This window comes from Imperialibacter sp., assembly GCF_048007035.1.
Lineage (GTDB): Bacteria > Bacteroidota > Bacteroidia > Cytophagales > Cyclobacteriaceae > Imperialibacter.
Genome location: NZ_CP180355.1, coordinates 6,263,331 through 6,285,959, shown reverse-complemented (window position 1 = coordinate 6,285,959; position 22,629 = coordinate 6,263,331). Strand labels below are relative to the sequence as shown.

Annotated in this window: 22 protein-coding genes and 1 tRNA gene; 10 read left to right on the top strand and 13 right to left on the bottom strand. The window is 48.5% G+C overall.

The window, feature by feature from the left end:
* Nucleotides 1-4: 4 nt before the first annotated feature.
* The 3 genes from ACMVP2_RS26615 to mnmH form a co-directional block, all read right to left on the bottom strand.
* Nucleotides 5-2,683 (bottom strand): TonB-dependent receptor, encoded by a 2,679-nt coding sequence (locus ACMVP2_RS26615; protein ID WP_416865862.1) that lies wholly within the window; start codon nt 2,681-2,683, stop codon nt 5-7.
* A gap of 74 nt (nt 2,684-2,757) precedes the next feature.
* Nucleotides 2,758-3,792 (bottom strand): selenide, water dikinase SelD, encoded by a 1,035-nt coding sequence (gene selD / locus ACMVP2_RS26610; RefSeq protein ID WP_416865861.1) that lies wholly within the window; start codon nt 3,790-3,792, stop codon nt 2,758-2,760.
* The gene (mnmH, locus tag ACMVP2_RS26605) at nt 3,785-4,816 is read right to left on the bottom strand and encodes a tRNA 2-selenouridine(34) synthase MnmH (protein WP_416865860.1); all 1,032 of its coding nucleotides are present in this window, start codon (nt 4,814-4,816) and stop codon (nt 3,785-3,787) included. The genes selD and mnmH overlap by 8 nt, the downstream gene beginning before the upstream one ends.
* Nucleotides 4,817-5,023: 207 nt before the next feature.
* Between mnmH and ACMVP2_RS26600 the strand changes: the two genes are divergently transcribed.
* The 3 genes from ACMVP2_RS26600 to ACMVP2_RS26590 all read left to right on the top strand — a co-directional run bounded on the left by ACMVP2_RS26600 (nt 5,024) and on the right by ACMVP2_RS26590 (nt 6,455).
* Entirely contained in the window at nt 5,024-5,251 is a 228-nt protein-coding gene (locus tag ACMVP2_RS26600; protein ID WP_416865859.1) for a hypothetical protein, read from the top strand.
* 119 nt (nt 5,252-5,370) lie between these two features.
* Complete coding sequence (msrA, locus tag ACMVP2_RS26595) at nt 5,371-5,910, top strand: peptide-methionine (S)-S-oxide reductase MsrA (protein WP_339789182.1); 540 nt, start codon at nt 5,371-5,373, stop codon at nt 5,908-5,910.
* A gap of 128 nt (nt 5,911-6,038) precedes the next feature.
* Entirely contained in the window at nt 6,039-6,455 is a 417-nt protein-coding gene (locus tag ACMVP2_RS26590) for a hypothetical protein (RefSeq protein ID WP_416865858.1), read from the top strand.
* A gap of 26 nt (nt 6,456-6,481) precedes the next feature.
* Here ACMVP2_RS26590 and ACMVP2_RS26585 read toward each other — a convergent pair whose 3' ends face one another.
* A complete protein-coding gene (locus ACMVP2_RS26585; RefSeq protein ID WP_339789188.1) occupies nt 6,482-6,853 on the bottom strand; it encodes a hypothetical protein in 372 nt (123 codons plus the stop codon).
* Nucleotides 6,854-7,282: 429 nt separating this feature from the next.
* Between ACMVP2_RS26585 and ACMVP2_RS26580 the strand changes: the two genes are divergently transcribed.
* From ACMVP2_RS26580 to ACMVP2_RS26570, 3 genes are read left to right on the top strand one after another with little or no spacing between them, the layout of a single operon-like run.
* The gene (locus ACMVP2_RS26580) at nt 7,283-8,443 is read left to right on the top strand and encodes an acyltransferase family protein (protein ID WP_416865857.1); all 1,161 of its coding nucleotides are present in this window, start codon (nt 7,283-7,285) and stop codon (nt 8,441-8,443) included.
* A 1-nt stretch (nt 8,444) separates the two neighbouring features.
* Nucleotides 8,445-9,551 (top strand): sensor histidine kinase, encoded by a 1,107-nt coding sequence (locus ACMVP2_RS26575; protein WP_416865856.1) that lies wholly within the window; start codon nt 8,445-8,447, stop codon nt 9,549-9,551.
* Nucleotides 9,541-10,251, top strand: a complete 711-nt coding sequence (locus tag ACMVP2_RS26570) for a LytR/AlgR family response regulator transcription factor (protein ID WP_416865855.1) — start codon at nt 9,541-9,543, stop codon at nt 10,249-10,251. Before ACMVP2_RS26575 ends, ACMVP2_RS26570 begins: the two co-directional genes overlap by 11 nt.
* 6 nt (nt 10,252-10,257) lie before the next feature.
* On the opposite strand, the gene ACMVP2_RS26565 is transcribed toward ACMVP2_RS26570, so the two are convergent.
* Both ACMVP2_RS26565 and ACMVP2_RS26560 read right to left on the bottom strand, forming a co-directional pair.
* The gene (locus ACMVP2_RS26565; RefSeq protein WP_416865854.1) at nt 10,258-10,776 is read right to left on the bottom strand and encodes a hypothetical protein; all 519 of its coding nucleotides are present in this window, start codon (nt 10,774-10,776) and stop codon (nt 10,258-10,260) included.
* 397 nt (nt 10,777-11,173) lie between these two features.
* A tRNA-Asp gene (locus ACMVP2_RS26560) sits at nt 11,174-11,247 on the bottom strand.
* Between the two features lie 278 nt (nt 11,248-11,525).
* Here ACMVP2_RS26560 and ACMVP2_RS26555 point away from each other — a divergent pair.
* Nucleotides 11,526-12,170: a YceI family protein gene (locus ACMVP2_RS26555; protein WP_416865853.1), complete on the top strand. Its 645-nt coding sequence runs from the start codon at nt 11,526-11,528 to the stop codon at nt 12,168-12,170.
* Between the two features lie 13 nt (nt 12,171-12,183).
* Here the strand turns inward: ACMVP2_RS26555 and ACMVP2_RS26550 are convergent, their stop codons facing one another.
* A complete protein-coding gene (locus ACMVP2_RS26550) occupies nt 12,184-12,474 on the bottom strand; it encodes a hypothetical protein (protein WP_416865852.1) in 291 nt (96 codons plus the stop codon).
* Nucleotides 12,475-12,587: 113 nt separating this feature from the next.
* On the opposite strand from ACMVP2_RS26550, the gene ACMVP2_RS26545 reads away from it, so the two are divergent.
* The 3 genes from ACMVP2_RS26545 to ACMVP2_RS26535 are packed head-to-tail and all read left to right on the top strand — an operon-like array spanning nt 12,588 to nt 17,438.
* The gene (locus ACMVP2_RS26545) at nt 12,588-14,498 is read left to right on the top strand and encodes a DUF4493 domain-containing protein (protein WP_416865851.1); all 1,911 of its coding nucleotides are present in this window, start codon (nt 12,588-12,590) and stop codon (nt 14,496-14,498) included.
* A gap of 49 nt (nt 14,499-14,547) precedes the next feature.
* Nucleotides 14,548-16,050: a DUF4493 domain-containing protein gene (locus ACMVP2_RS26540; protein WP_416865850.1), complete on the top strand. Its 1,503-nt coding sequence runs from the start codon at nt 14,548-14,550 to the stop codon at nt 16,048-16,050.
* A 26-nt stretch (nt 16,051-16,076) separates the two neighbouring features.
* Nucleotides 16,077-17,438: a DUF4493 domain-containing protein gene (locus tag ACMVP2_RS26535; RefSeq protein WP_416865849.1), complete on the top strand. Its 1,362-nt coding sequence runs from the start codon at nt 16,077-16,079 to the stop codon at nt 17,436-17,438.
* Between the two features lie 446 nt (nt 17,439-17,884).
* Here ACMVP2_RS26535 and ACMVP2_RS26530 read toward each other — a convergent pair whose 3' ends face one another.
* From ACMVP2_RS26530 to ACMVP2_RS26505, 6 genes are all read right to left on the bottom strand, one after another.
* Nucleotides 17,885-18,793, bottom strand: coding sequence for a GlxA family transcriptional regulator (locus tag ACMVP2_RS26530; protein ID WP_416865848.1), 909 nt, complete (start codon nt 18,791-18,793; stop codon nt 17,885-17,887).
* 102 nt (nt 18,794-18,895) lie between these two features.
* Nucleotides 18,896-19,723 (bottom strand): GlxA family transcriptional regulator, encoded by an 828-nt coding sequence (locus tag ACMVP2_RS26525; protein WP_416865847.1) that lies wholly within the window; start codon nt 19,721-19,723, stop codon nt 18,896-18,898.
* Nucleotides 19,724-19,880: 157 nt separating this feature from the next.
* On the bottom strand, nt 19,881-20,279 hold the full coding sequence (locus tag ACMVP2_RS26520; RefSeq protein ID WP_416865846.1) for a DUF6010 family protein: 399 nt from the start codon (nt 20,277-20,279) through the stop codon (nt 19,881-19,883).
* A 57-nt stretch (nt 20,280-20,336) separates the two neighbouring features.
* A complete protein-coding gene (locus ACMVP2_RS26515; protein WP_416865845.1) occupies nt 20,337-21,032 on the bottom strand; it encodes a GNAT family N-acetyltransferase in 696 nt (231 codons plus the stop codon).
* Nucleotides 21,033-21,059: 27 nt separating this feature from the next.
* The gene (locus ACMVP2_RS26510) at nt 21,060-21,671 is read right to left on the bottom strand and encodes a hypothetical protein (RefSeq protein ID WP_416865844.1); all 612 of its coding nucleotides are present in this window, start codon (nt 21,669-21,671) and stop codon (nt 21,060-21,062) included.
* A gap of 47 nt (nt 21,672-21,718) precedes the next feature.
* Nucleotides 21,719-22,549, bottom strand: a complete 831-nt coding sequence (locus tag ACMVP2_RS26505) for an alpha/beta hydrolase (RefSeq protein ID WP_416865843.1) — start codon at nt 22,547-22,549, stop codon at nt 21,719-21,721.
* Nucleotides 22,550-22,629: the final 80 nt, after the last annotated feature.

Genomic DNA, 22,629 nt, shown 5'->3' with positions numbered 1-22,629 from the left:
TGCTCTACAAAAATTTAAGATTGAAGGTGACTGAAGGGAACGGAATCCCAAGCACGGCAAGTTTGTAGGGAGTTACAGGCGGGTCAGAGTTTCGTTGGCTAAAAAAGACCGAATAGGCGTTTTTGCGACCGTAAACATTGTATAGCGAAAACGTCCACGAGGTTTCCACCTTGGCTTTTCGCTTGTTGGTGCCGTCAACTGAAAATGCGATATCGAGCCGGTGATAGTCTGGCACCCTGAACTGGTTACGCTCCGAAAACTGAGCCACCACAATTCCATTGAATACATATTTATCAATTGGGTAGGAGGTAGGGCGCCCCGTACTGTAGGTGAAATTGCCCGAAAACCTCCAGAGCCGTGATAGCTTATAGGTGGAGACAATGTTTAGCGTATGAGGTTTGTCAAAGTCGGCAGCGTATTCTTTGCCCCTGTTGATCTTTTGTTCTTCCAGCTCTCCGTTTATTGTTCTCAGGCTTCGGGAGTAGGTATAGCTGACCCATCCTGTAAGCAACCCGGCATCTTTTTGAACGAGAAATTCGGCGCCATAAGACCGGCCAAAACCCTGAAGTAACTCTGTTTCAATATTGTCTTTTAGGAAGAGGTCAGCATTATTCTTGTACTCGGTCACATTTTGCACTTCCTTATAAAACAGCTCAACCGATGTTTGCAGCTTATTTTTTGTGAAGTTCCGGAAATATCCGATGCCATACTGGTCTCCGATAACAGGCTTGAAATGAGTGCCGCTGGTTGTCCAGATATCGAAAGGGGTGACGGCCGCTGTGTTTGAAACAATATTAATGTACTGCCTCATCCGGTTGTATCCAATCTTAATCGACTGCTCTTCGGCTATTTTGATGCTTGCAGAGCCTCGTGGCTCAAAACCTGAGTAGGTATTGATTACATCACCTTTGGCATAGCTGGTAGAGTCTATGATGGCGTCGTCATCCCTGGCCAGCGCCGGATCATAGGAATAAATTTTCAATGGCCCTTTTTGATCGAAGGTTGTATACCTGCTGCCGGCCGACAACGTAAGCCATGAAGCAGGCTTCCACTCGAGAGATCCGTATACGGCCTTTTCGATTCCGTTCATGTCCTGAAGACTTCGGGCTGCCTCCAGTGAAGAGATGGTAGTTGGCTCCAATTCACCTCGCTCAATATTGTACTTACCGGCCAACACCCCCACTTCTGCCTGAAAGCCGTTTCCGGGGTCGTAAGTGAGGTCTGCTTTTACATCCTTGTAATGAATACCGCTTTGCATGATGTATTCACGCAATGTTTCGGTGTTCTCCACTTCAAAATCGTAATCGCTGGAGGCACCATTTACTTTGAGATAAATGTTCTGCGGAAAGGAGTGTGTCCATGAAACTGAGTAGATGTTGTTCTGATAGCTGTAAATAGCGTCCTGAGCAAATGAGAATCTATCGCCGCTCATATAGCCGGAGAGCCTTACCTTGTCTTTGTCGGTAACAAATGCGTCGATGGTGCCCTGAAAATCGATATACCTCGCTCCGCTTTCCCGAAGTTCAATACTTCTTGTTCGCTTCAAAATCCAGTCGGCGCTGGCCACCCGAACACCAAGGGCAAGCGACGCTTTGTTTTTTATCAGTGGCCCTTCTGCAAAGGCCTTGCTGGTGATAGGCCCTAGCCCCACATTGCCATTCCACCGTTTCTTGTCGCCTTCTTTGAGCCGGATGTCCAGCACCGAGCTTATCCGGCCACCGTATTTGGCTGGCACTCCGCCCCGGTAGAGCGTAAGGTTGTCCACCATTTCTGAATTGATGAGGGAGAAGAAACCAAGCATGTGCGACGGATAGAACACAGGGGCACCATCCATGAGGATGAGGTTTTGGTCAAAATTTCCTCCTCTCACATTAAAACCGGAAGAACCCTCGCCCACGGAACTCACCCCGGGTAGAAATGTCAGGCTTTTTATCACATCAGCCTCCCCGAGAAATGAAGGTAATCGCCTGATAGAGGCCACATCTATCGAATTGATACCCATTTTGGCATCTGTCACATTGTTTTCAAACGCTCTCTCCCGGATAGTAATCTCTTCAAGCTCGTAAGTGGTGTCAAATAGTTCGGTGCTTAGCTGCCCATCGCCGACAATTGCAACGGGCTTTCTTTCTTCAATGTAGCCTACAGTTGTAATGAGCAGGTCGTACAGGCCAACAGGTACCTGGAAGGAGTACTCGCCTTTTTCGTTGGTGCTGGTCGATCTATTGGTGCCTACAAGCATCACGTTCGCACCGACCAATGGGTCACCACTGTTTGCGTCGATGATACGCCCCCGAATAGTGGCATTCCTTTGAGTTCCGAACGATTTTAGGTCGCCTATGATGGTGACTCCCTCCGGAATTTTTAGTTGAGATCCATAATCTTCCGAGCTGGAAGCAAATTTTCTCGCAGTTGAATCGGGTAGTAACACAACCAGCTTTTTCCGGTAGGTGATATATGAAAGGCTGAGAGGTGCGAGAAAGGCCTGCAACGCCTGATCCCTCGGAAGAGAAGTGTCGGGGATAGTCACCTTGGAAGCGTCAACCCATTCATTCCGATAGTATATGTCTATACCAAATGCCTTTTCCAGCTGCTCTATCTTCGTTTTCCAATCGGGAGTACCTTGCGCATTTCCGTCAAATACAAACAATAGTAACAGAACAAAGCAGTAGTAGTTTTTTTTCATAGGCATTGTTTGGTATCATAAGCTACAACAGGCTTTCTATTCGAAACCACTATTGCATTTTGCTCGTCATTCGATTATTTCAACCGAATTACATATTCTTCTTCAGGAGAGAGGTAGCCAAATGGCTGTAACTGCATTCTTTCAATTTTCAGAAAATCCTCAAAAGCTGAAACCTCATTTTCATCAACGGCAATAAGCAATCCGCCGCTTGTTTGTGGATCTGCCAGAATGCACCGCTGATAGTCGGAAATATCACCGATTTTGTGACCATAACTTTCCCAGTTTCTAACGGTGCCTCCGGGAATACTTTTCTGATTCAGATAAAGGTCGAGGAAATCAAATTTTGGCACCTTGTCGAAGTCGATGGTGGCAGATACGCCACTGCTTTCGCACACCTCAGCCAAATGCCCCAGCAAGCCAAAGCCGGTTACGTCCGTCACTGCCGACACGTAGGGGAGGTTCCCCAACTTTGCTCCCAGCTTATTCAGCGTGAGCATGCTCTTTTTTGCAGCTGCCAGGTGCTCTTCGGTTACAATGCCTCTTTTTTGCGCCGTGGTGATGATACCAATGCCCAGGGGCTTGGTCAGGTACAGGTAAGACCCCGCCGTTGCCGTCGAGTTTTTCTTCACGTTGGTCACTGGTACGGTGCCTGTTACTGCCAATCCAAAAATAGGCTCGGGGGCGTCAATGCTGTGACCGCCAGCCAAAGGAATGCCCGCCTCTTCGCATGCCTTGCGGCTTCCGTTCAGTACCTGATTGGCTACCTCAGGCGCCAGTTTGTCGATAGGCCAGCCCAGTATGGCGATGGCCATGATAGGAGTGCCTCCCATAGCGTAAACATCACTGATAGCGTTTACCGAAGCGATGCCGCCAAAGTCGAATGGGTCATCCACGATGGGCATAAAAAAGTCGGTGGTGCTAATGATGGCGGTGCCATTTCCTAAATCATACACAGCGGCATCGTCGTTGGTATGATTGCCCACCAGCAGGGAAGGGAAGAAAGTCTTGTCGGTTGACTTGCTCAGGATGGTTTCCAATACCTTGGGCGAAATTTTGCAACCACACCCTGCGCCGTGACTGTATTGGGTAAGCTTTATTGGTTCAGACATATTGTGTTTTCGTTTTTTCTATAACTAATTCAGCCCATTTGGCAAAGTCTTCGTGATCGGCTTCTATTTCCAGCAACAAGTCATTTTTGTGTCTAATCAAGGCGTTTTTGTAGGCTCTGTCATAGTAGACCAGCAGCACGTCAGCCACACCTGCAAAGTCTCCCGATCTAAGCAGTTCCAGAGCGCTTTTTGCATGCTGTCCACCCAGTTTCTTTTCGAGCACGTTGATTTTTTCGTCCAAAACCTTCTCCGGGAAGCTGGCATATTCCGACACCAGGCGTTTGATTCTGATATTTCTATCCATTTTGAAATGCACACGGGGGCTTTTGCCCATTTGGCGCCAGAAGGCTTCAGGGATCATCACTTTGCCAATGCCTATCGACTCGTCTTCAAGCCAGATGGGTTGAGAAAAATCAAAGTCCTTGATGGCCCAGAAAAGTTCGTTTTGGAAATGCTCTGAGGAAGGCTGCACCTCCTGGCCCAACTCCCCGAAAACAGATCCCTTGTGATGGGCCAGGCCTTCCAAATCTACCACCTGCTGACCATTGGCTGCCAGGGCTTTGATTAAGTCGGTTTTGCCGGAACCCGTAGGGCCTGTAATGACCATAAGCTCCATCTTATCAGCAAATTTGTCCAACACATAATTCCTGAACCGTTTGTAACCGCCTTTGAGTGTAATCACTGGCAATCCATAGGTTTGCAGCAGCCAGGCTACGCTGCCCGACCTCATGCCGCCCCGCCAGCAATGCACTAAAATATGGTCTTTGGAGGTGAGCCGCTCGGCAAATTCAACCATCGGCCGCATTTTGGGGCCCACTATTTCCAGCCCACGTTTCACGGCCACCTCCTTTCCTTGCTGCTTGTAGAGCGTGCCAATTTCTGCTCTTTCGTCATCCTCAAAGAGTGGCAGGTTCACTGCCCCTGGAATTCTTCCGTAAGTGTACTCTGATGGTGACCTCACGTCTACCACCGGATTTTGCCTGCTAAGCTCCAGAAACTCTTCAATATCAACGCTTTTGACCATTTTTCCTTGGGCTCTCCTGTCGGCTGTTCCTATTCAATCCAAAAATTAGCGATTATTAACCTACTTTCATGAAACTTATCCGTTAAATAACAGTAGGTAAACAAAGGGGCATTCCATACGACGGTATTTGTCGGTTCGGGAGGCTGTTGATGCAACTTTTTTTTGGCTATATTGTCTATTGATTATTGATAACAAAAATTATAAGTAATGAGTATTACTAATCTTCTCTGGTTCCTCGTCCCCGTTCTTGTGTTGCAAATCGTGATGTTTGTTGTGATTCGGCAGAGGAAAAAGAAGATGAAGAAAAACGATGTCCTCGCCAAATATGGCATATCGAATCGCAGCGACCTGTTCCGCATGCTGCAAAATCCCCACTTAACGGATGAGGACAGAAACAAGCTGCAAAACATTTACGAAAGCAGGGTATTGGGCTAATGTCGGCTGCCTAACCAATCTCCGGGAATAGCTGGCGCTATGGAAACTATTGGGCTTGGTTTGTGTTATTTGGTAGCGCATGAGTGCAAGTAGCAAACCATTTCAAAAAGGAGATAACATTGGAAAAGGCAACGTTCGGTTCTGGGTGCTTTTGGTGCACCGAAGCAATCTTTCAAAATATCAAAGGAGTTATAAAAGTGGAGTCGGGCTACTCTGGCGGCAAGGAGAAGAATCCAAGCTACAGAGAGGTGTGTGGCGGAAGAACGGGCCATGCCGAGGTGGTGCAAATCACCTTTGACCCAAAACTGGTTTCATTCGACGAGCTATTGGAAATTTTTTGGAATACGCATGATCCCACCACTCTCAACCGGCAGGGTAACGACGTAGGGCCGCAATACAGGTCAGTCGTATTTTACCACAATCAGGAGCAAATGGAGCTCGCCGTCAGGTACAAAGAGCAACTAGACAAGAGCGGTGTTTTTGCCTCGCCAATAGTTACTGAAATAAGTCCGTACAGTGAATTTTACGTAGCGGAGGACTATCATCAGCACTATTTTGAGCTCAACGGGTCTCAACCGTATTGTTCATTTGTTATCCGCCCCAAGGTGGAGAAACTCAAAAAGAAATTCGGGGATAAACTTAAGCTGAGCCAGGTCTGAGCCATGGGCAGGGCCACTTGATTTTAGGGCTTAAAATTCATTAAACAAGTTGATTTTATTGCACGAGGTAATACCTTGCGGCTTCGTAGCTTTTGCTTAGGTGTTGGTGTGTGAAAAAGAGACTATCTATGAATTTTAAGCCCTTTCTTTTAATTGCAATGGTGTTTGGTATTTCTTGTAGCCCGGGAAAGGCGGGTGAGGATTATCAGAAAGCTTTTGAGGCCCATGAGGAATTGCTGGCCACCGAAGCCGAAACAAGATCTATTTTTGAATCGATGGAGCAAATTCTGGCCAGAGACACGACGCTGGTTATTTTTTCGGAGGAATTGAAAACGCTGAGCGCAAAACTGGAAGCCTGGGAGGAGAAGGTGGTGGCCGTTGGAGAAGAAACAGACCACAGAGACCATCATCACCCGCACAGCCACCAAACTTCTCAGTCTCTCACCGACACAGAGATGTCGCTGTTGCAGAACAAGCTGAAAACCGAACTGGATGAAATTACCAGCGAAGTGTCGGCACTGGTTGAAAAGATGATGGATCGATAAGCGTGCGGCCCAAATGCACAGGAGGACTAGTCAGGTAAATTGCTGATCTCTATCCAGTCGGAACCCCAGTAAACCGTACTGTCAGTGCCGATCCCTTTCAATCGTACATTGAACCGACCATTTCTGGGGTACTTAAGTGTCGGTGCTGGCGTGTTAGTGGTAGCCTCAATGCCGTTATCGTTGTTGTAGCCAAGGTACCACGTAAACTCAAGCATGCCACTTGAATAGTTGTTGAAACGCACACTGCCCGGGCTGATGGTGCTCACCCTCAGCCGGAATGCCAGGTTTGGTAAGCCGTCCGCAAAGGTCTGAGGTTGCCAATCGGGTGCCGGAGCCTCAAGCGGATCGAGGCAGGAGGAGAGGAGCAGCAGGCATATGACTACGGTAATTCGGCCCATGGCAGCTGTTTTATTCGAAATACAATATACATAATCGCCAAATCAAAGTGAACAATGCGCTTCCAATTATCAACTTCGTCGGTGGTAAGCAATAAAATAATGACTTGATACCGTATGGAAAACGCTAAGCAGTTTGTTGATGAATTGTCTGGTGTACGTTTTTATATAGTTTTTTCGACACCCCTGTCTTGCTGCCACGCTGATTGCTTTGATCTATATTTTTTTCGTAAGTGGGCTTTTTTAGACCAGGGCTGTAAGCTTGTGATCGGATCAAATTATTGAAGCCTGCGAAATATGCCGAATATTGGGAGATTTCTCCAAACGCTTTTTCATTTACAAGCGAATCATTTTCGTCATCTCATAAAATGATTTCGTCAAAATTATTTGAGGCAGGCGAAGACTTCTTATTCATTTGCCAAGAAAAAACTCATGGAACGACGACACGACATCGACTGGCTAAGGATCATTGCCATACTGCTGGTACTATATTTTCACACAGCCATGCTTTTTGCTGCCGAATCTGGCTGGCACATCAAAAATGCTGAGCAAAGCAACCTGTGGCTGGAGTTCAATTTTTGGCTTTCGAGGTTTCGTATGCCTTTACTGTTCTTTGTTTCCGGCTATGGCACATTTCTGGCTTTGAGGAAAAGGAGTCCATGGCAGTATGTGAAAGAGAGGAACAACAGGCTCATGGTTCCGCTACTGTTTGCCATGTTTGTGATAGTGCCGCCTCAGATTTATTTCGAAAGGCAGTTCAATGGTGCCAACTACTCGTCATTCTTCTCTTTCTACCCAAAAGTTTTGGAGCTGGTTCCATATCCGGAAGGTAATTTCTCCTGGCACCACATGTGGTTTGTGCTGTACCTGTTTGTTTACTCTGTGGTATGCCTGCCGCTGTTTCTTTACATCAGGTCGGAGAAGGGTAAAGCACTAGCCACCAGGATAGTTACCTCCATGGGCAATTTCAAGATTGCCGTTATAATGCTCCCAACAGTGATCATCGGTGGCTTTTGGGCCTTTTGGAATCCCGATACTCACGATTTAGTTAATGACCTACCCTGGCATTTCTACTGGTGTTCTTTCTTTGTGGCAGGCTACCTTGTGGGGGCCGTTCCCAGTTTGTGGGACACCGTGGAGCTTCATCGCCGAAAACTGCTCGGTTTGGCCATTTTGTGCATTGTCGTTATTAACTTCTTCAGGTGGAACAAGCTTGAACCCTGGGATATAGAGGGCATCAATCCGGCATGGGAATACGTGGCAACTTGTATCCTTGCGGTAGATGCCTGGTTGTGGCTGCTGGCGGCATCTGGCTACGCCAAACGATATTTGAACAAGCATCATCCCATCATAGACTACGCCAACCGGGCTATCTATCCGTTTTATATACTCCACCAAACAGTGATCATCGCCATTGGCTACTATGTGATCCAGGTGCAGGAGTCTATCCTGGCGAAGTACTTGTTTGTGAGCACGCTGTCGTTGATTGGCTCTTTGGTTATTTATGAATACCTGATCCGACCCTTTCGTATTGCCAGGTTTTTGTTTGGGGTAAAGGAATTGAAAGTGGAGAAAACAAAGCCTCAAACCTGACTTGAAAAGGGTAGTTGCTTATATTGATGCTTCGATGGAGAAGGAACCTTTGAACGACAAAAAGAGCAAAATGACACGCATACAGCCGCTCATTTTCGGGCTGGTTGTATATGTGTCCATCCGCCTGATCGATAACCCAAATCAGGGCGGATTCCCCAGCAGCAGGCCGCTAAGCATCTATTTACTGGAGTTGCTTATGGCTATTTCGGTAGGCTATATTTTCGAATGGTGCTTTGTTCTTTTGGAGAGAAGGTTTAACAAAAACTTTCAGCCATCATCAAAGGCAATTGTCAGAGAGATGGTGATCTCATACCTGGTTTTTGCGGCTGCCGTCAACTTGACCATCACCCTATTCGTCGCCTTTACTGACGACGGGCTCTCTCTGCGTGACTTTGTGCAAATCAATATCATCCCCATCCTGTATCTGCTGCTCATATTTACGATCAGGCGAGGCCGATACTACCTCAGAAGCCTGATGCAGCAGGCGCAGCGGCTCGAGCAGATAGAAAAGGACAGCGTGGAAACGGAGCTTGCCTTACTTAAGAGTCAGTACCATCCACACTTCCTTTTCAATAGCCTGAACACTATCTACTTTCAAATGGATGAAAGCGTAGGCGATGCGAAGAAAACGGTGGAAAAACTGGCGGAACTCCTGCGCTACCAGCTTTATGAAGAAAAGGATAAAAAAGCCACCCTGGCAAAGGAGCTGGATCATATCAATGCCTTTATCGACCTGCAGAAGGTAAGGCACGGGTCTAACCTACAGGTGGACATCAACCTCGATGCCGGCATCGTGAACAAAAAAGTGTATCCGTTGCTTTTCATCCCTTTGGTGGAGAATGCCTTTAAATACGTAGGCGGCAAGAAGTTGATCAGCCTGAAGATGTCGGATGCCGGCAACGATGGGATAGAATTTTGCATTACCAACACCACGGAGCCCATAGCCTCTCATAGTGCACTGATAGAGGAGCCGGGAAGGGGTGGGCTTGGGCTTGCCAATCTGAAAAGACGGCTTGAATTGCTTTATCCTGGCAAACATGCACTGACGACAGAGCAAGGTGAAGATGTTTTTACCGCAAAGCTTAAACTGACACTGGATGAAGATTAAGTGCATCATAACCGACGATGAGCCTTTCGCTGTAAAAGGAATAAAAAGCTATGTGGAAAAAGTTGACTACCTGGAGCTTATTGGCACCAGCGAAAATGCCTTGCAGCTCGATGCTATGCTGAAGTTGGAGACGCCAGACTTGCTGTTTCTGGACATAGAGATGCCCCACATCACAGGTCTCGACTACCTGGCGTCGCTCAAAAACCCACCGCTGGTGATTATTACTTCCGCCTATGAAAAGTATGCCTTGAAGGGCTATGAGCTCAGTGTGATCGACTACCTGCTGAAGCCCATCTCATTGGATCGGTTTCTAAAGGCGGTGCAAAAGGCCTTTGATTACCTGCAAGCCAATACACAAAACGAGGGCAAGGCCGATTACTTCTTTATAAAAACTGGTCAGAAAATTGAACGAATCAGGCTGGCGGAATTGGTGTATGTAGAAAGTATGCAGAACTATGTGAAGGTACAGACGCTGACAGAAACGCATATTGCACATTTGACCCTGAAAAAGGTAATGGAGCTGTTACCGTCGAATCAGTTTGTTCAAACGCACAAATCGTATGTATTGAACATTGATAAGGTGAAGTCTATCGAAGGAAATGAGATCGCCACTGAAAAGGGAACCGTGCCCATTAGCAAACTTTGGAGAGAGGCTGTGCTGGAGAAGATCTTGCAACACAAGCTTTGGAGCAGGGAGTAGGGTCGGCTATTGCTGAAGCTTTTTTAGGATTTTGCTTCCACGGCTCTTAAAGCCAGCTGAGCCGTAAGGCATCTGGTCTTCGATAATGATCCTCAGCTCATTTTTCAGCTCAGGCAGCTTTTCGCAAAGGTTGGCCAGCACGGTCATGCCAAATACTTTCACGGCTATAGGCTCTTTCTTCGACTGAAGCAGCTCGAAGCAGTACTGCACAGCTTTGTCCCAATGCTCTTCAGGAACGTCGATAAACTGCATGGTACGAAGGATATTCCTTTTCAACGAATCATGCACGTCCTCATCCAGCAGGTCAATCATTTTGCCCAAATAGGGGAGGATCAGGTGAGGATGGAGGTCGCAGCATTTCCCCAGCAGGTGGGCCGAGAAATGAGTGACCCGATATGGCCCGCTGAAGAAGATAGCCATCACTTCCGCAAATTTCTCCTCATCGGCACCGATTTCCTGTGCCAGCCTTTCTATGTTCCGCTTCGACCGGTCTGTCATCAGCCGGCTTTTCAAGTCACCTTCCATCGAGCTATTTGTTGCTGATGATAAAACTAATGAGTGAAGAATCAATTATCAACACAGTGTTGACTGAGTGGGCTGCTTACAACCTCCTGCGTGACAGGCAGGCATTCTAACCGTTGCTGTTTTTGTTTGTGTCTTCACAAGCTCCCAGCTCCCAGTTGTGTCCTCACACAAGAAACGGATCAATCTGTATTCCTGGGGGGTAATGTTGGGTGTGTGGTTAAATAAAAAAGCGAAACTGGTTCAATGCGTGCCGCCCGGCCGGGTTAGGCTTGGACCTTTTGCTTTTTTATGGCAGCTCAGGGGATTGCCGTTGAAGTTTAGTCCCCACAGGTTTTACGCTTGATCCCAAGAAACCCCTTGAAAACAAAAAAGCCTTAGATTTCTCTAAGGCTCCTTGCGGAATGGACGGGACTCGAACCCGCGACCTCCTGCGTGACAGGCAGGCATTCTAACCAGCTGAACTACCACTCCTTTCGTTGTGTCTCGACTACCGTTTGTAAATCGAGATGCAAAAGTATGTGTTTGTTCCGCTTTTGCAAAAGGGAAAACCAAAATTTTGATAATATTTTTTCAGGTGAACAGGTGGCATTCCTGGTAGGTGTGGCAATTACTTGTAATTCAAAATGTTACACTTAGTCAATTTTTTACCGGAGAGAGTAAACAAACTGCCAATAACTATGTTAATATTTGATGTATATACATTTAATGTAGCTATTTCATTAGCTTTGTACCTCAAACCAATTACAACTATGAACTTGACAAGCACAAAAACATTATTTGCCTCATTGATCGCAGCGGGCTTTCTTACAGCCTGTGGTGGTGGAAACGCTACAACTGAATCATCGGCAGAAACTGCCACTACTGAAGAAACAGCTGCTGTAACTTACACTGTAGACCCTACCAGCTCTGTAGTAGCCTGGAAAGGCGAAGTAGCTGGTGTGTATGGCCACAATGGCGTGATTGAAGTCGCCAACGGATCAGTAACAGCAGAAGGCACACAAGTCACTGGTGGTAACATCACCATCGACATGACGTCTATCGTTCCTTTGGATTCTGCGTCTTTCAAAGACGAAGAGGGTAGAAGAGCAAGCGACCTGGTGGGGCACCTATCAACCGGCGATTTCTTCCTTGTTGAAGAATTTCCAACGGCCACTTTCACTATCAAATCTCAGGAAGGCACTAAAGTCACTGGCGACCTCACTATCAGAGGCAAGACAAAAGAAGAAACCATCGAGCTTTCTTCAATGGAAGTAGCTAACGGAGCCTTGACTGCTGAAGGAGTATTGGTGTTTAACAGACAAGACTACGACGTGAAGTGGGTACATTTCATGAAAGACATGGTGCTGTCTGACAACATCGAAATCAAAGTAAGCATCAAAGCGGCAAAGTCTTAAGCAAGGCATTGCTTCAAAAAGTAGAAAGGCCAATCCGAAGGGGTTGGTCTTTTTTTGTGCTCATTGGTGTGCTTTTGTTCAAACCTGTTAATGGATTGAGGGTGAAGTAGAGATGTTTCGGTAAAGTGAAGGAAGTGAGCCGACCCGTTGCAGACGACAAAAGTTTGTAGCCCCACCTTCCAGCGAATTCGATACCAGGCTGCCGCCTCATAGGGCCAGCCATTATCTGCCGAAACTTTTGTAGTCTCTTTCGGTGAACGAACTTGTCGCCCCTCAGTATGTATCCCGATCCAGTCAGTGGCATTCACAAAACTTTTTAAAGGCTTCGTGAAGGATAACGGGTCACCGACAAAAGCAAGCCATTGATTGCCAGCATTTTTTCTTTCTTAGTGGTTTTTAAACTAATCCACTACCACTATGAAAACTTTAAGAGCCCTTCTTTTAAGTTTACTTTTTTTAGCCGTTGCCTGCCAGCAGCAAAGCGAAGCGCCGGAGCCTCTCGACTACGGATACCTTTCCCTCAACCTGTCACTCACCATCACCTCCGAATCAACCAGCGGCAGAACCCTGGCAGTGAGCACCGATGATTTTCGGGTGACCATTTTCGCTGCCGATGGCACTGAAGTAATGGTCTTCGATCCCTTTTCGTCGGCGCCTGCGGAAGTATCGCTGCCGACCGGTGAATACTACGTGGAAGCCCACAGCAACAACCTGGTGGACGCCGCTTTCGAAAATCCCTACTACTTCGGACGATCCGACAACTTCACCATCGACAAGGAAGAACTCAAATCCATCGATATCGACGCTGAGCTGGCCAATACCAAAGTGGCTATTAATTACTCTACCAATGTGGTCAATACCTTCCACAGCTACACCGGCACGGTAACAGTGTTAAGCAGCGGAGCCAGCCTTTTTTACGATCAAGGCGAAACGAGAGAAGGCTATTTTTTAACCTCTCCGCTTGGTGTGGAAGTGAACCTGAGCTACACCAAGCTGGACGGCACCACCATCGACCGCACGTTCACAGCGTCCATTGCCGATCCACAGCCTAAGACCCTGTACAATATCAACGTGGACGCAACGCTGGAAGATGGTAAGGTGGTCTTTAATATTACTGTTGACGAGGGGTTTGATACCGTAGAAGTTGAATTAGGGGAAAGTGCTGCTAGCGGCGCCGAACCATCATTTTTCGTTTCTTTTCCAAACATGGGTGCTACCAAAGTGATCGAAACAATCGATGGAGGTTATTTGTTGCTGCTCGCTGATAACTCTGCCCAGTCGTACGGAAGCTGGGATGCCCGCCTGGTAAAGACCGATGTCAACGGAAACATTTTGTGGCAACAGCATTATGGTGGCACAGGGCATGACGTCGGGTCAGACCTCATCGAGGATTCCAATGGGAATATTTACATCGTTGGAAATGCCAATTCTACAGACCTCGATTTGGCGGGAGATAATATAGATCAAAGTGATGGTTGGGTTATTAAAACTGATAATATGGGGAACCTGATTTGGGACTTAACGGTGGGTACCACATCGAACGATCGTTTAGCTGAGCTAGACCTGTTGTCAAATGGAAACATAGTCACGACCGGCTCAGTTGCCAGCTTCGGCGATATCTTTGTTGCTGAAATCACTCCGTCTGGAACCTTGGTCTCATCAAGGACTATTGCTATGTTGTCCGTAGACGAAGGTTATTCAATCTCCGCTACTGATGATGGAGGCTATATTCTGCTTGCTTTATCCCGATCAAATCCGGCAAGGTTGGGAAACTATGATGGCTACCTCGAGAAAGTATCTCCAAATGGAGTTGTTGCCTGGAACACCTTTCTTGGTGGTTCTGGCGTGGAGATACCATCAAAAGTTCTGGCTGCGAGCGACGGTTATTATGTGGCTGGAATTTCCGATTCCTCAGATGGCGATTTGACGGGGAATGTGCATGCTGGCAACAATGGCTGGATTTGTAAGGTAAACCTTAGTGGGGGTGTCGTCTTTTCTAATACCTACGGAGGTGATGAAATCGACGGATTTAGTGACGCTGTTTTTGACATTAACGGCGACCTATTGATCATTGGAGCAACCTATTCCGCAAATGGTGACCTGACTGCCGACCCCTCCGATGGAAACGCCGATCTTTGGGTTTTGAGAGTAGACCCGTCTTCATCGGGGAACATCATCCACTCCAACACCATCTGGGGGTTAAACGGGGACTTCTTCTCTCCTAGTTCGATAGCCGAAACATCAAGTAGCAATGTGCTTGCACTTGGGCAGAGAGGTGGCTACGCTTTCGCAGACCTTCTTAAGCTTCAACCCAACTTACAGCAATAGCTGAAATGAGCCTCACCAAAACTTACTGTTCAAACTTAAAATAGTCAATATGATCTTGTCAGAGAAAAATATTATTCCCGTACTGCTCGGACTTTTTATTCTTACATCTTGTCAAAAATTTGAGGGCACGATGCCGGAGCCTCTCGACTACGGCTACCTGTCGCTGAATCTTTCCCTCACCATCACCTCCGAACCAGCCAATGGCCGAATCCTGGCGGTGAATACCGACGACTTCCGTGTGACCATTTTCGCCGCTGACGGCACGGAAGTAATGGCCTTTGATCCATTTTCTACAGCACCAGCGGAAGTGCAGCTACCCACCGGCGAATATTATGTGGAAGCCCACAGCAACAACCTGGTAGACGCCGCCTTCGAAAATCCCTACTACTTCGGGCGGTCTGATAATTTCACCATAGACAAGGAAGAACTGAAATCTATCGACATCGAAGCTGAACTAGCCAATACTAAAGTTGCCATTAACTACTCCACCAACGTGGTGAACACCTTCCACAGCTACACCGGCACGGTAACAGTGGTAAGCAGCGGAGCCAGCCTTTTTTACGCCCAGGGCGAAACGAGAGAAGGCTATTTTTTAACCTCTCCGCTTGATGTGGAAGTAAACCTGAGCTACACCAAGCTGGACGGCACCACCATCGACCGCACGTTCACAGCGTCCATTGCCGATCCACAGCCTAGAACGCTGTACAATATCAACGTGGACGCCACGCTGGAAGACGGCAAGGTGGTGTTCAACATCACAGTTGATGAGGGTTTTGAAACGGTAGAGATAAACCTGGGTAGTGTGGCCAATTTTGATGGCTGTGCACTTAGCCAGTTTCGGGTGATAGAAGATGACGATATAGAAACATGGGATTTTACCCTGAACCCGGACGGGAAGGCAGACCAAATCGACTTTACCGGCAATAATGCATCAGAGACCTCAAGTTATGTCCTCACATTTGATGGCGATGGGAATTTGGTGACCGCTGAGAGTCCTGAGGCGTTCGGAAAGAGGGAAGTATTTACTTATGATGGCGATGGCTTCTTAGTGAAAAGAGAGGAGTACACCGAAAATGCGGGAAGTTTCCAGCTGTACCGTGTCAATGATTTTACCTACAATGTCAACGGGCAGCTTAGTGAACGTGAAGAATATTATATCAACACCGATGGATCAAGGGGTAGCCTGGAGTTTTTGAAGAAGTACTTTTATCCCGATGCCGGGACAAAAAATCCAACCAGAGTAGAAAAGCATGGGGATTCGGGGCTCGATAACGTGGAGCATTATACGTATGACACCCACCCAAACCCCATACTGGAAGCCGGCATCTGGGGTTGCGACGACTGCGTCGACAGCGAGCTTTTTGCTTTTGCCGACAACAACATAACCTCCGTGGCCAGATACAACGCCGATGAGTCTGTATTGATGTGGACCTTGCAGATAACCTACACCTACAATGCAGAGGACTATCCAACAAGGTCAGATTATTTATACGTAGGAGGGGAAGATGACGGCTATGGTTACTCTCAGACGTTTGACTACCAGTGTAATTGAACGGAGAATTACTTAAAGCAACCGATATGAAAACTATAAAGGCGATACTTTTAAGCCTGCTATTCCTTGCTGTCGCCTGCCAGCAGCAAAGCGAAACACCGGAGCCCCTCGATTACGGCTATCTGTTGCTGAACCTATCACTCACCATCACCTCCGAACCAGCCAATGGCCGAACCCTGGCAGTAAATACCGACGACTTCCGGGTCACGATCTTTGCTGCTGACGGCACCGAAGTGATGGTGTTCGATCCGTTTTCTACAGCGCCTGCAGAAGTATCGCTGCCTACCGGCGAATACTACGTGGAAGCCCACAGCAACAACCTGGTAGACGCCGCCTTCGAAAACCCCTACTATTTTGGCCGGTCCGACAATTTCACCATCGACAAAGAAGAACTGAAATCTATCGACATCGAAGCTGAACTAGCCAATACTAAAGTTGCCATTAACTACTCAGCCAATGTGGTGAACACCTTCCACAGCTACACCGGCACGGTAACAGTGGTAAGCAGCGGAGCCAGCCTTTTCTACGCTCAGGGCGAAACTAGAGAAGGCTATTTTGTCACCTCTCCGCTTGATATTGAAGTAAACCTGAGTTATACAAAGCTGGACGGCACCACCATCGACCGCACGTTCACAGCTTCCATTGCCGATCCACAACCTAAGACCCTGTACAATATCAACGTGGACGCTTCGCTGGAAGACGGCAAGGTAGTGTTCAATATCACTGTGGATGAGGGCTTTGATACGGTAGATATTGATTTGGGAGATGCGACAGGCAGCCCAAATGCAAATTGGTCACCGGGAGAGGAATGGATTGATGAGAGGGATAACGAAGTATACGGAACTGTGCAAATAGGTGATCAAGTTTGGATGAGTGAAAACCTGCGGGCAGTCGCCTATCCTGACGGTGAGCCCATACCAGAAGTGCAGGATGATGTTACCTGGTGGTCCAATAGTACGCCGGCATATAGCTGGCTATTTAATGATCAAGCGACTTACGAAAGGCCGTATGGTTCTTACTATAACTACTACGTGATTGAGCACAAGGAGCTTTGCCCGGCCGGATGGCACATGCCAACCATGCAGGATTGGGAAGAGTTGGAGAGTTTTGTCGTCAACGATGGTTACCCGGGCTCGGTGGGAGAAGCGCTGAAAACAACCTATAGCTGGGCCAACGATAACAACGGAACAAATGCCTACGGATTCTCGGCTGTTGCCGCCGGTGTCCGATCATCCGTTTTTGGCCACGTAGGAGAGCTCGCATATTGGTGGATAGCGCCGGACACTTACTATACCGGCCCTTTTTCGTCCGGCATTACCGCTAATTTCTTCCCCTGGGGCGACTATACATACAGGGTTGGCCTTAACGTTCGCTGTATCAAAGAGTAGGTGCTGCAAGGAACGCTGAGTCTTCAACAGACGTGGCTTCAAAGCGATTATTTGTGGTAGGACCGACGATCTCAGACTACAAAAGTTTGCAGCCCCACTTTCCTGCGAGTATCATACCAGGCTGCTGACCCGTCTGTGGTGTCGTATCAGCCGAAACTTTTGTAGTCTCTATTTACCCTCAGCGCCTCCTGAAGGGCACGCTGAGTTTTACACTTATGCCATATTGAGCACCCTTTCAACCACCAAAATGGCCTGATTTTCGTATATGTATAGATACAGGAACCGCTGCATCTTATTTTTCACTCCGTTTCCACTCAGCCCTTAGCGAACCTGTTTGCTGCGGACCGAAGAGACCAGGGCTTCCTGCTCAGCGTTTACCCGGCACCCGCTTATCTCGTATTGATACGCCCCGGACTTCGGGGCCTTGCCAGGACTGCCATAGGCCACTATTTCAAAATCCTCTGCAACTGCCTGGCCGACTTAAAGCCACACTGAGCGGCTATGTAGTCGACGGTATAGTCAGGGTTGTGCAGCAGCGTCTTGGCGTTCTCTCTTCTCAGTCGTGTAAGGTACTCCACAATGGTGGTTCCGGTGGCTTCCTTAAATACCCGGGTGAGGTTTCTCGGGCTCATGGCCACCATGGAGGCCAGCGTTTCTATGGCATTCTCTCCGGCGATGTGATCTACAAGATAATCCTGAACGGCATGGATTTTTGGGTTGATGTGATTTCTGAAATCGAGGTAAACACTTTGCTGGCTTTGGTTTTCACTTCGCCTGTGGTACACCACCAGTCCACGGGCCACTTGATGCACAAAACGAGGGCCTTTTAAGTCTTCCAGAATGCTCAGTGCCAGGTCGATGCCAGCGCTAATTCCTGCACTGGTATACACATTGCCGCTCTTTACAAACAGAATATCGGAAATGACCCGGGCCCTGGGAAAACGAGCCTGCAATGCCTCCATTCGCCTCCAGTGTGTGGTGCATTCCCGCCCGTCGAGCAGCCCCGCCTCGCCCAAAACAAAGGCTGCGTCGCAAACGGAGCAGACATTGACCATTTTGCCAACGCAGGCAGCCAACCACTCAAAAAATTCCTTTTCAGCTCTGAACGACTCACTCTCAATGTATTCGAACTTCATTCCTGGAATGATAACAAAATCACCTGGCAGCAGCCTGGCCTCTTTGAAGTACTTAATTTTGCCAAACTCAAGCCCCGCCGTGCTTGTTACTGCCGCCGTGTAAGAATAGAAGTCAATGCCTATGTCATAGCCAATGAATTTGGCCTCTGTGAAAACCTGCACCGGCCCCGCCAGGTCCAGCAACTCCACGTTGGGAGGAACAATAAATGCTATATTCATAGTACCCGGTCACCTGAATGGACATATTCAGGTGAATACAAGGTAGCGATAACGGCGAGTCGTTGATGATTCACCAGAAGTAATATTTAACGAGCCCGCCTTTTAAGCACCAGCAGCCAGCTCCAGGCGTAGCTGCGTCAGGTAGTTGACAAGGGTAATCCCAGTGGCAGCCTCAAAAGCATTCCTGAGGGTTCCCTGACTCATACCAGCCACGGCAGCCAGCTTGGCCATGGAAGTGTCTCCCACCATGTTGTCAATCAGGTAGTCTTGCAGGTCGTGAATGTTGGCATTGATATGGTTTCTAAACCGGAGATAGAAGCCTTCCTGCTGGTTGGCGTCACTTTTTCTGTGGTAAACTACCAACCCCCTGGCGACCTTTTGGGTAAACAGGGCTCCTGCCAGGTCCTCCAGTATCGACAGCGACAGGTCGATGCCGGCAGAAATGCCAGCGCTCGTGCAAACATGGCGATGCTTTACATATAGCCTGTCGGCGAGCACTTTTGCCTGTGGAAACTGTGCCTGCAGCGCCTCTACTCTGCGCCAGTGTGTGGTGCATTCAAGACCGTTCAGCAAGCCCGCATGCCCCAAAGCAAAGGCCCCGTTGCACACCGAGCAAACGGTAATTCCTTTGTTCACGCATTCTTTTAACCACCTGAAAAACGCAGTTTCCGAGCCAAACGAATCGCTCACCACATAATTTTGATCCATTCCGGGCATGAAGACGTAGTCACCTTCTGCTAGTTGGGCCTCCGAGTAGTGAGCCACTTTTCCAAACCCCAGCCCGGAAGTACACACCGGGTCATGCTGATAAATAAAGAACTCCAAGTCCAGAGCAAAGCCATAAAACTTAGCCTCGGTGAAAACCTGCACAGGGCCTGCCAAATCCAGTAGTTCGACGGTGGGTGGAATAATGAATGCTATTTTGTTCATGATTTAAAGCCTTAGTTTATTTCTTAATCTTGTTTCCCTCAGAGTCTCCTGCAAGGGACTGGGTCGTGCTCAACGCTAACGTCAAAGCGACCATTGGCACTTCGTTTCCCTCAGCGTTCCTTCCTTAGGTCAGGAGACACTGAGGGAAAGTCGACCTCTACCCGCTATGTTTATCCCTCAGTCGATACTGAACAGCCACCAGGTAAAATCCCATCACAAAGTCAATAGAGATACAAAAAGCATCGTACTGCGGGGGTAGTAAACTTGACGACAGAAAGTAGGGGTAAGCCATGTCCCACAGGCCGTGAAGGAAATACCCAATGCCAAGCACGTACAGGTTCGTTTTCAAACCATAGTAGGTAAACAAAACAAAGAATATCACCTGAAGCCCGCTTGTGACACCGGCTGTTAAGTCTGTCCAGGTGAACCCCACATACAGGAAAGCGATGCCAGACAGTATCAGCCCGTAAAAGGCCGACTTGTCCAGACTTTTGATAAATGCCGTTGATAAAATGATCAATAGCCCTAAGGAAATTCCAATTATTGCACCAGTCATAGAGTTTGTATTTAATGTAAAAAGTTAGTTGCGGATGTAAGCAGCGCCTGAGCGCCCTCACAAATTGTTAGCTGTCTGTCCGCCGGTCGCATTCGCCGGCAGTCCTTGATTATTGCAGCAGCACGGCCTCTGATTTTCGTAGCAATCGCAGGCTGCCTCTTTCTTCATGGCCTTACTGGCACACCGCCAGCACGGGCGCACTGCCGTAGCGCTGATGGGCACCTGAATCAGCTCGGCACCGGCCTGGGTTCTTTCATCCACGAACCCGGCCTGTAGCACCACTTCATTTTTGTAGTCGAACATGAGGTCGCCAACAGGCTGGAACCCGGCCTTCATGATGCCATTGTAGGAGCTTTGGTTCTCCGGTGCCGAAATAATCCACATCCGGTGGCTGATGGCTGCCTCGGCCTCCACCATCGTGCGCAGCAGCTGCACGTAGTAGCCCCTGCCACGGTAAGCCTCCAGCGTTCTGAAATTCCACAGGTAGGCATTGCCTTCGGGAACGTCAATCTCTTTCGACAGCTCCCCAATTCGCACCCTGCCACGCCCAAGCCAGCCAAACGAAACAGGCTCGCCTTCCAGCCTCACCACCCAGGCTACATTTCCCTCCTGAAACCTCCGGGCAATTGCCTGTGGCTCCAGCTTCATCAGAGGGGCCAGGGTGGCTGCATCCAGCTCCTTTTGTATCGAGAGGTTGTTCATTGTGACTGGAGCTGCCAGGGCGTCGCCACGCCAAAATGTGAATAGTGCCATGTCTGAAAATTTGATTTGACTGCCCGACTATTTGATTTTTATGCCAATCCCTGCCTCTAAAGCGATATTATTTGAGTTTCCATCGATATAGGTGATGTTGGAGCCCTTCGTGGGCCACGGAAACAACGGCACGTACATTCGACCCGTGAAAAAGTACTTCTTCCAGCCCCGCTTCAGGCTGTACATCAATCCGTAGTCGGGACTTAGCGACTTGATGGAAGCAGTAGCAGTAGCCAGGTCAGGGTTGCGCAGCGTTTCCTGATAGGTGGTGTATTTCACGCCAGCCATCAGCAGGAAGGTGTGGGAAGTTTTGCGGCCATTAACGGTAGTGCCTACCCCAAATTTCTGATTGATGGAGTAGTTGTAGTCAGTAGTGATGTAGTTGAAGCTCCTGGCTGTCACATTGTTGATGTTGAACGACGAGTGGGAGGCCAGGCTCAGGCGCTGGATTGGATTCCACTGCACCAGCGTGGTCATGAGAACGTCCGTGCCGAAATTGGTGTGGATGCCGATGCCAGGCTCAATGGTTAATAGTCTCAGGGCGACGATGCTGGAGGCTTTGGTGGACAAATCATCCTGAGCGGAGCCATAAGTGCTGGCAATCAGGAAGAAGAAGAGTAATAAATATTGATTTTTCATGATGGTGAATTTTAAGTGGAGGAGGTAGAGAATAGCCGTGAGGTGTGTCAGAGCTGCCTGTTTTGAAAGTAGTAGTTGAGCCCTTTCACGATGTTCGGCTGCCTGGAACCGACATGATCGAGGTGCTTCTCACGGTTCTTGGCCAGGCTGATGTCAGTATAGTTGTCACGCAGCACTTCATAAAACGCCTCAAAGGGAGCCTGCATTCTGCCGGCATTCTCCAACTCACCTATGCCCAGGAATACCAGCTGATGCTGGTCTTTGTTGGCGGCACGGTACGCCTTTTCAAGCTGTAGCGACGCTTCATTGTCGAACCAAATAGAGGGGCTCAGCAGCAGGTAGTTGCCAAACAGCTGGTTGTTTACAGCCAGCACGCAGGCACCGAACAGCCCGCCGTAGGAATGACCCAGCAGTACCCGGCCATTGCGGGTAGTATCCACACGGAAGCGCTCCTCCATTTGGGGAATCAGCTCGGTTTCGATGAAAGCCAGGAACTGCGTGCCACCGCCCGTCATCTCACTGGTTTTGGTAGGGGTGTAGTCGATGCTGCGGTCCTGGCCATAGCCAATGCTCACCACCACCACGTTTTGCGTTGCCAGGCGCTTCGAAATTTCCCGGCAACGATTGGCCACGAAACCGAAGTTCTCCTCGCCATCCAGCACATAAATGGTTGCATACCTTTCGCCGGAGGTATAGTAATCGGTGGGTAAGGCCACCCTGATGGGGTAAGTGGCACCATTGGCCGCCGATTGAACGTCGAACGTCTGGGTAAGGCTGGGGTTAAAGTCCTCGTCCTGGCACGACCCCAGCAGCGTCATCAGCAGGTAGGCGCCAATGATTACGCCAGGATACAGCATGCTTGCTTTGTGTCTTTTCATGATCTTTTGTCTAATGGCTGTTTTTTGATGCGACAAAGATCTGGCGCATTCACCTTCCGGCCTAGGCCATCAAAGCGTCA

Coding starts and splice junctions, on each gene's coding strand:
- selD (WP_416865861.1), bottom strand. CDS start 3,792: ATGTCTGAACCAATAAAGCTTACCCAATACAGTCACGGCGCAGGGTGT.
- mnmH (WP_416865860.1), bottom strand. CDS start 4,816: ATGGTCAAAAGCGTTGATATTGAAGAGTTTCTGGAGCTTAGCAGGCAA.
- ACMVP2_RS26580 (WP_416865857.1), top strand. CDS start 7,283: ATGGAACGACGACACGACATCGACTGGCTAAGGATCATTGCCATACTG.
- ACMVP2_RS26555 (WP_416865853.1), top strand. CDS start 11,526: ATGAACTTGACAAGCACAAAAACATTATTTGCCTCATTGATCGCAGCG.
- ACMVP2_RS26545 (WP_416865851.1), top strand. CDS start 12,588: ATGAAAACTTTAAGAGCCCTTCTTTTAAGTTTACTTTTTTTAGCCGTT.
- ACMVP2_RS26570 (WP_416865855.1), top strand. CDS start 9,541: ATGAAGATTAAGTGCATCATAACCGACGATGAGCCTTTCGCTGTAAAA.
- ACMVP2_RS26550 (WP_416865852.1), bottom strand. CDS start 12,474: ATGCCACTGACTGGATCGGGATACATACTGAGGGGCGACAAGTTCGTT.
- ACMVP2_RS26615 (WP_416865862.1), bottom strand. CDS start 2,683: ATGAAAAAAAACTACTACTGCTTTGTTCTGTTACTATTGTTTGTATTT.
- ACMVP2_RS26505 (WP_416865843.1), bottom strand. CDS start 22,549: ATGAAAAGACACAAAGCAAGCATGCTGTATCCTGGCGTAATCATTGGC.
- ACMVP2_RS26520 (WP_416865846.1), bottom strand. CDS start 20,279: ATGACTGGTGCAATAATTGGAATTTCCTTAGGGCTATTGATCATTTTA.
- ACMVP2_RS26515 (WP_416865845.1), bottom strand. CDS start 21,032: ATGGCACTATTCACATTTTGGCGTGGCGACGCCCTGGCAGCTCCAGTC.
- ACMVP2_RS26585 (WP_339789188.1), bottom strand. CDS start 6,853: ATGGGCCGAATTACCGTAGTCATATGCCTGCTGCTCCTCTCCTCCTGC.
- ACMVP2_RS26590 (WP_416865858.1), top strand. CDS start 6,039: ATGAATTTTAAGCCCTTTCTTTTAATTGCAATGGTGTTTGGTATTTCT.
- ACMVP2_RS26525 (WP_416865847.1), bottom strand. CDS start 19,723: ATGAACAAAATAGCATTCATTATTCCACCCACCGTCGAACTACTGGAT.
- ACMVP2_RS26510 (WP_416865844.1), bottom strand. CDS start 21,671: ATGAAAAATCAATATTTATTACTCTTCTTCTTCCTGATTGCCAGCACT.
- ACMVP2_RS26530 (WP_416865848.1), bottom strand. CDS start 18,793: ATGAATATAGCATTTATTGTTCCTCCCAACGTGGAGTTGCTGGACCTG.
- ACMVP2_RS26600 (WP_416865859.1), top strand. CDS start 5,024: ATGAGTATTACTAATCTTCTCTGGTTCCTCGTCCCCGTTCTTGTGTTG.
- ACMVP2_RS26540 (WP_416865850.1), top strand. CDS start 14,548: ATGATCTTGTCAGAGAAAAATATTATTCCCGTACTGCTCGGACTTTTT.
- ACMVP2_RS26535 (WP_416865849.1), top strand. CDS start 16,077: ATGAAAACTATAAAGGCGATACTTTTAAGCCTGCTATTCCTTGCTGTC.
- ACMVP2_RS26565 (WP_416865854.1), bottom strand. CDS start 10,776: ATGGAAGGTGACTTGAAAAGCCGGCTGATGACAGACCGGTCGAAGCGG.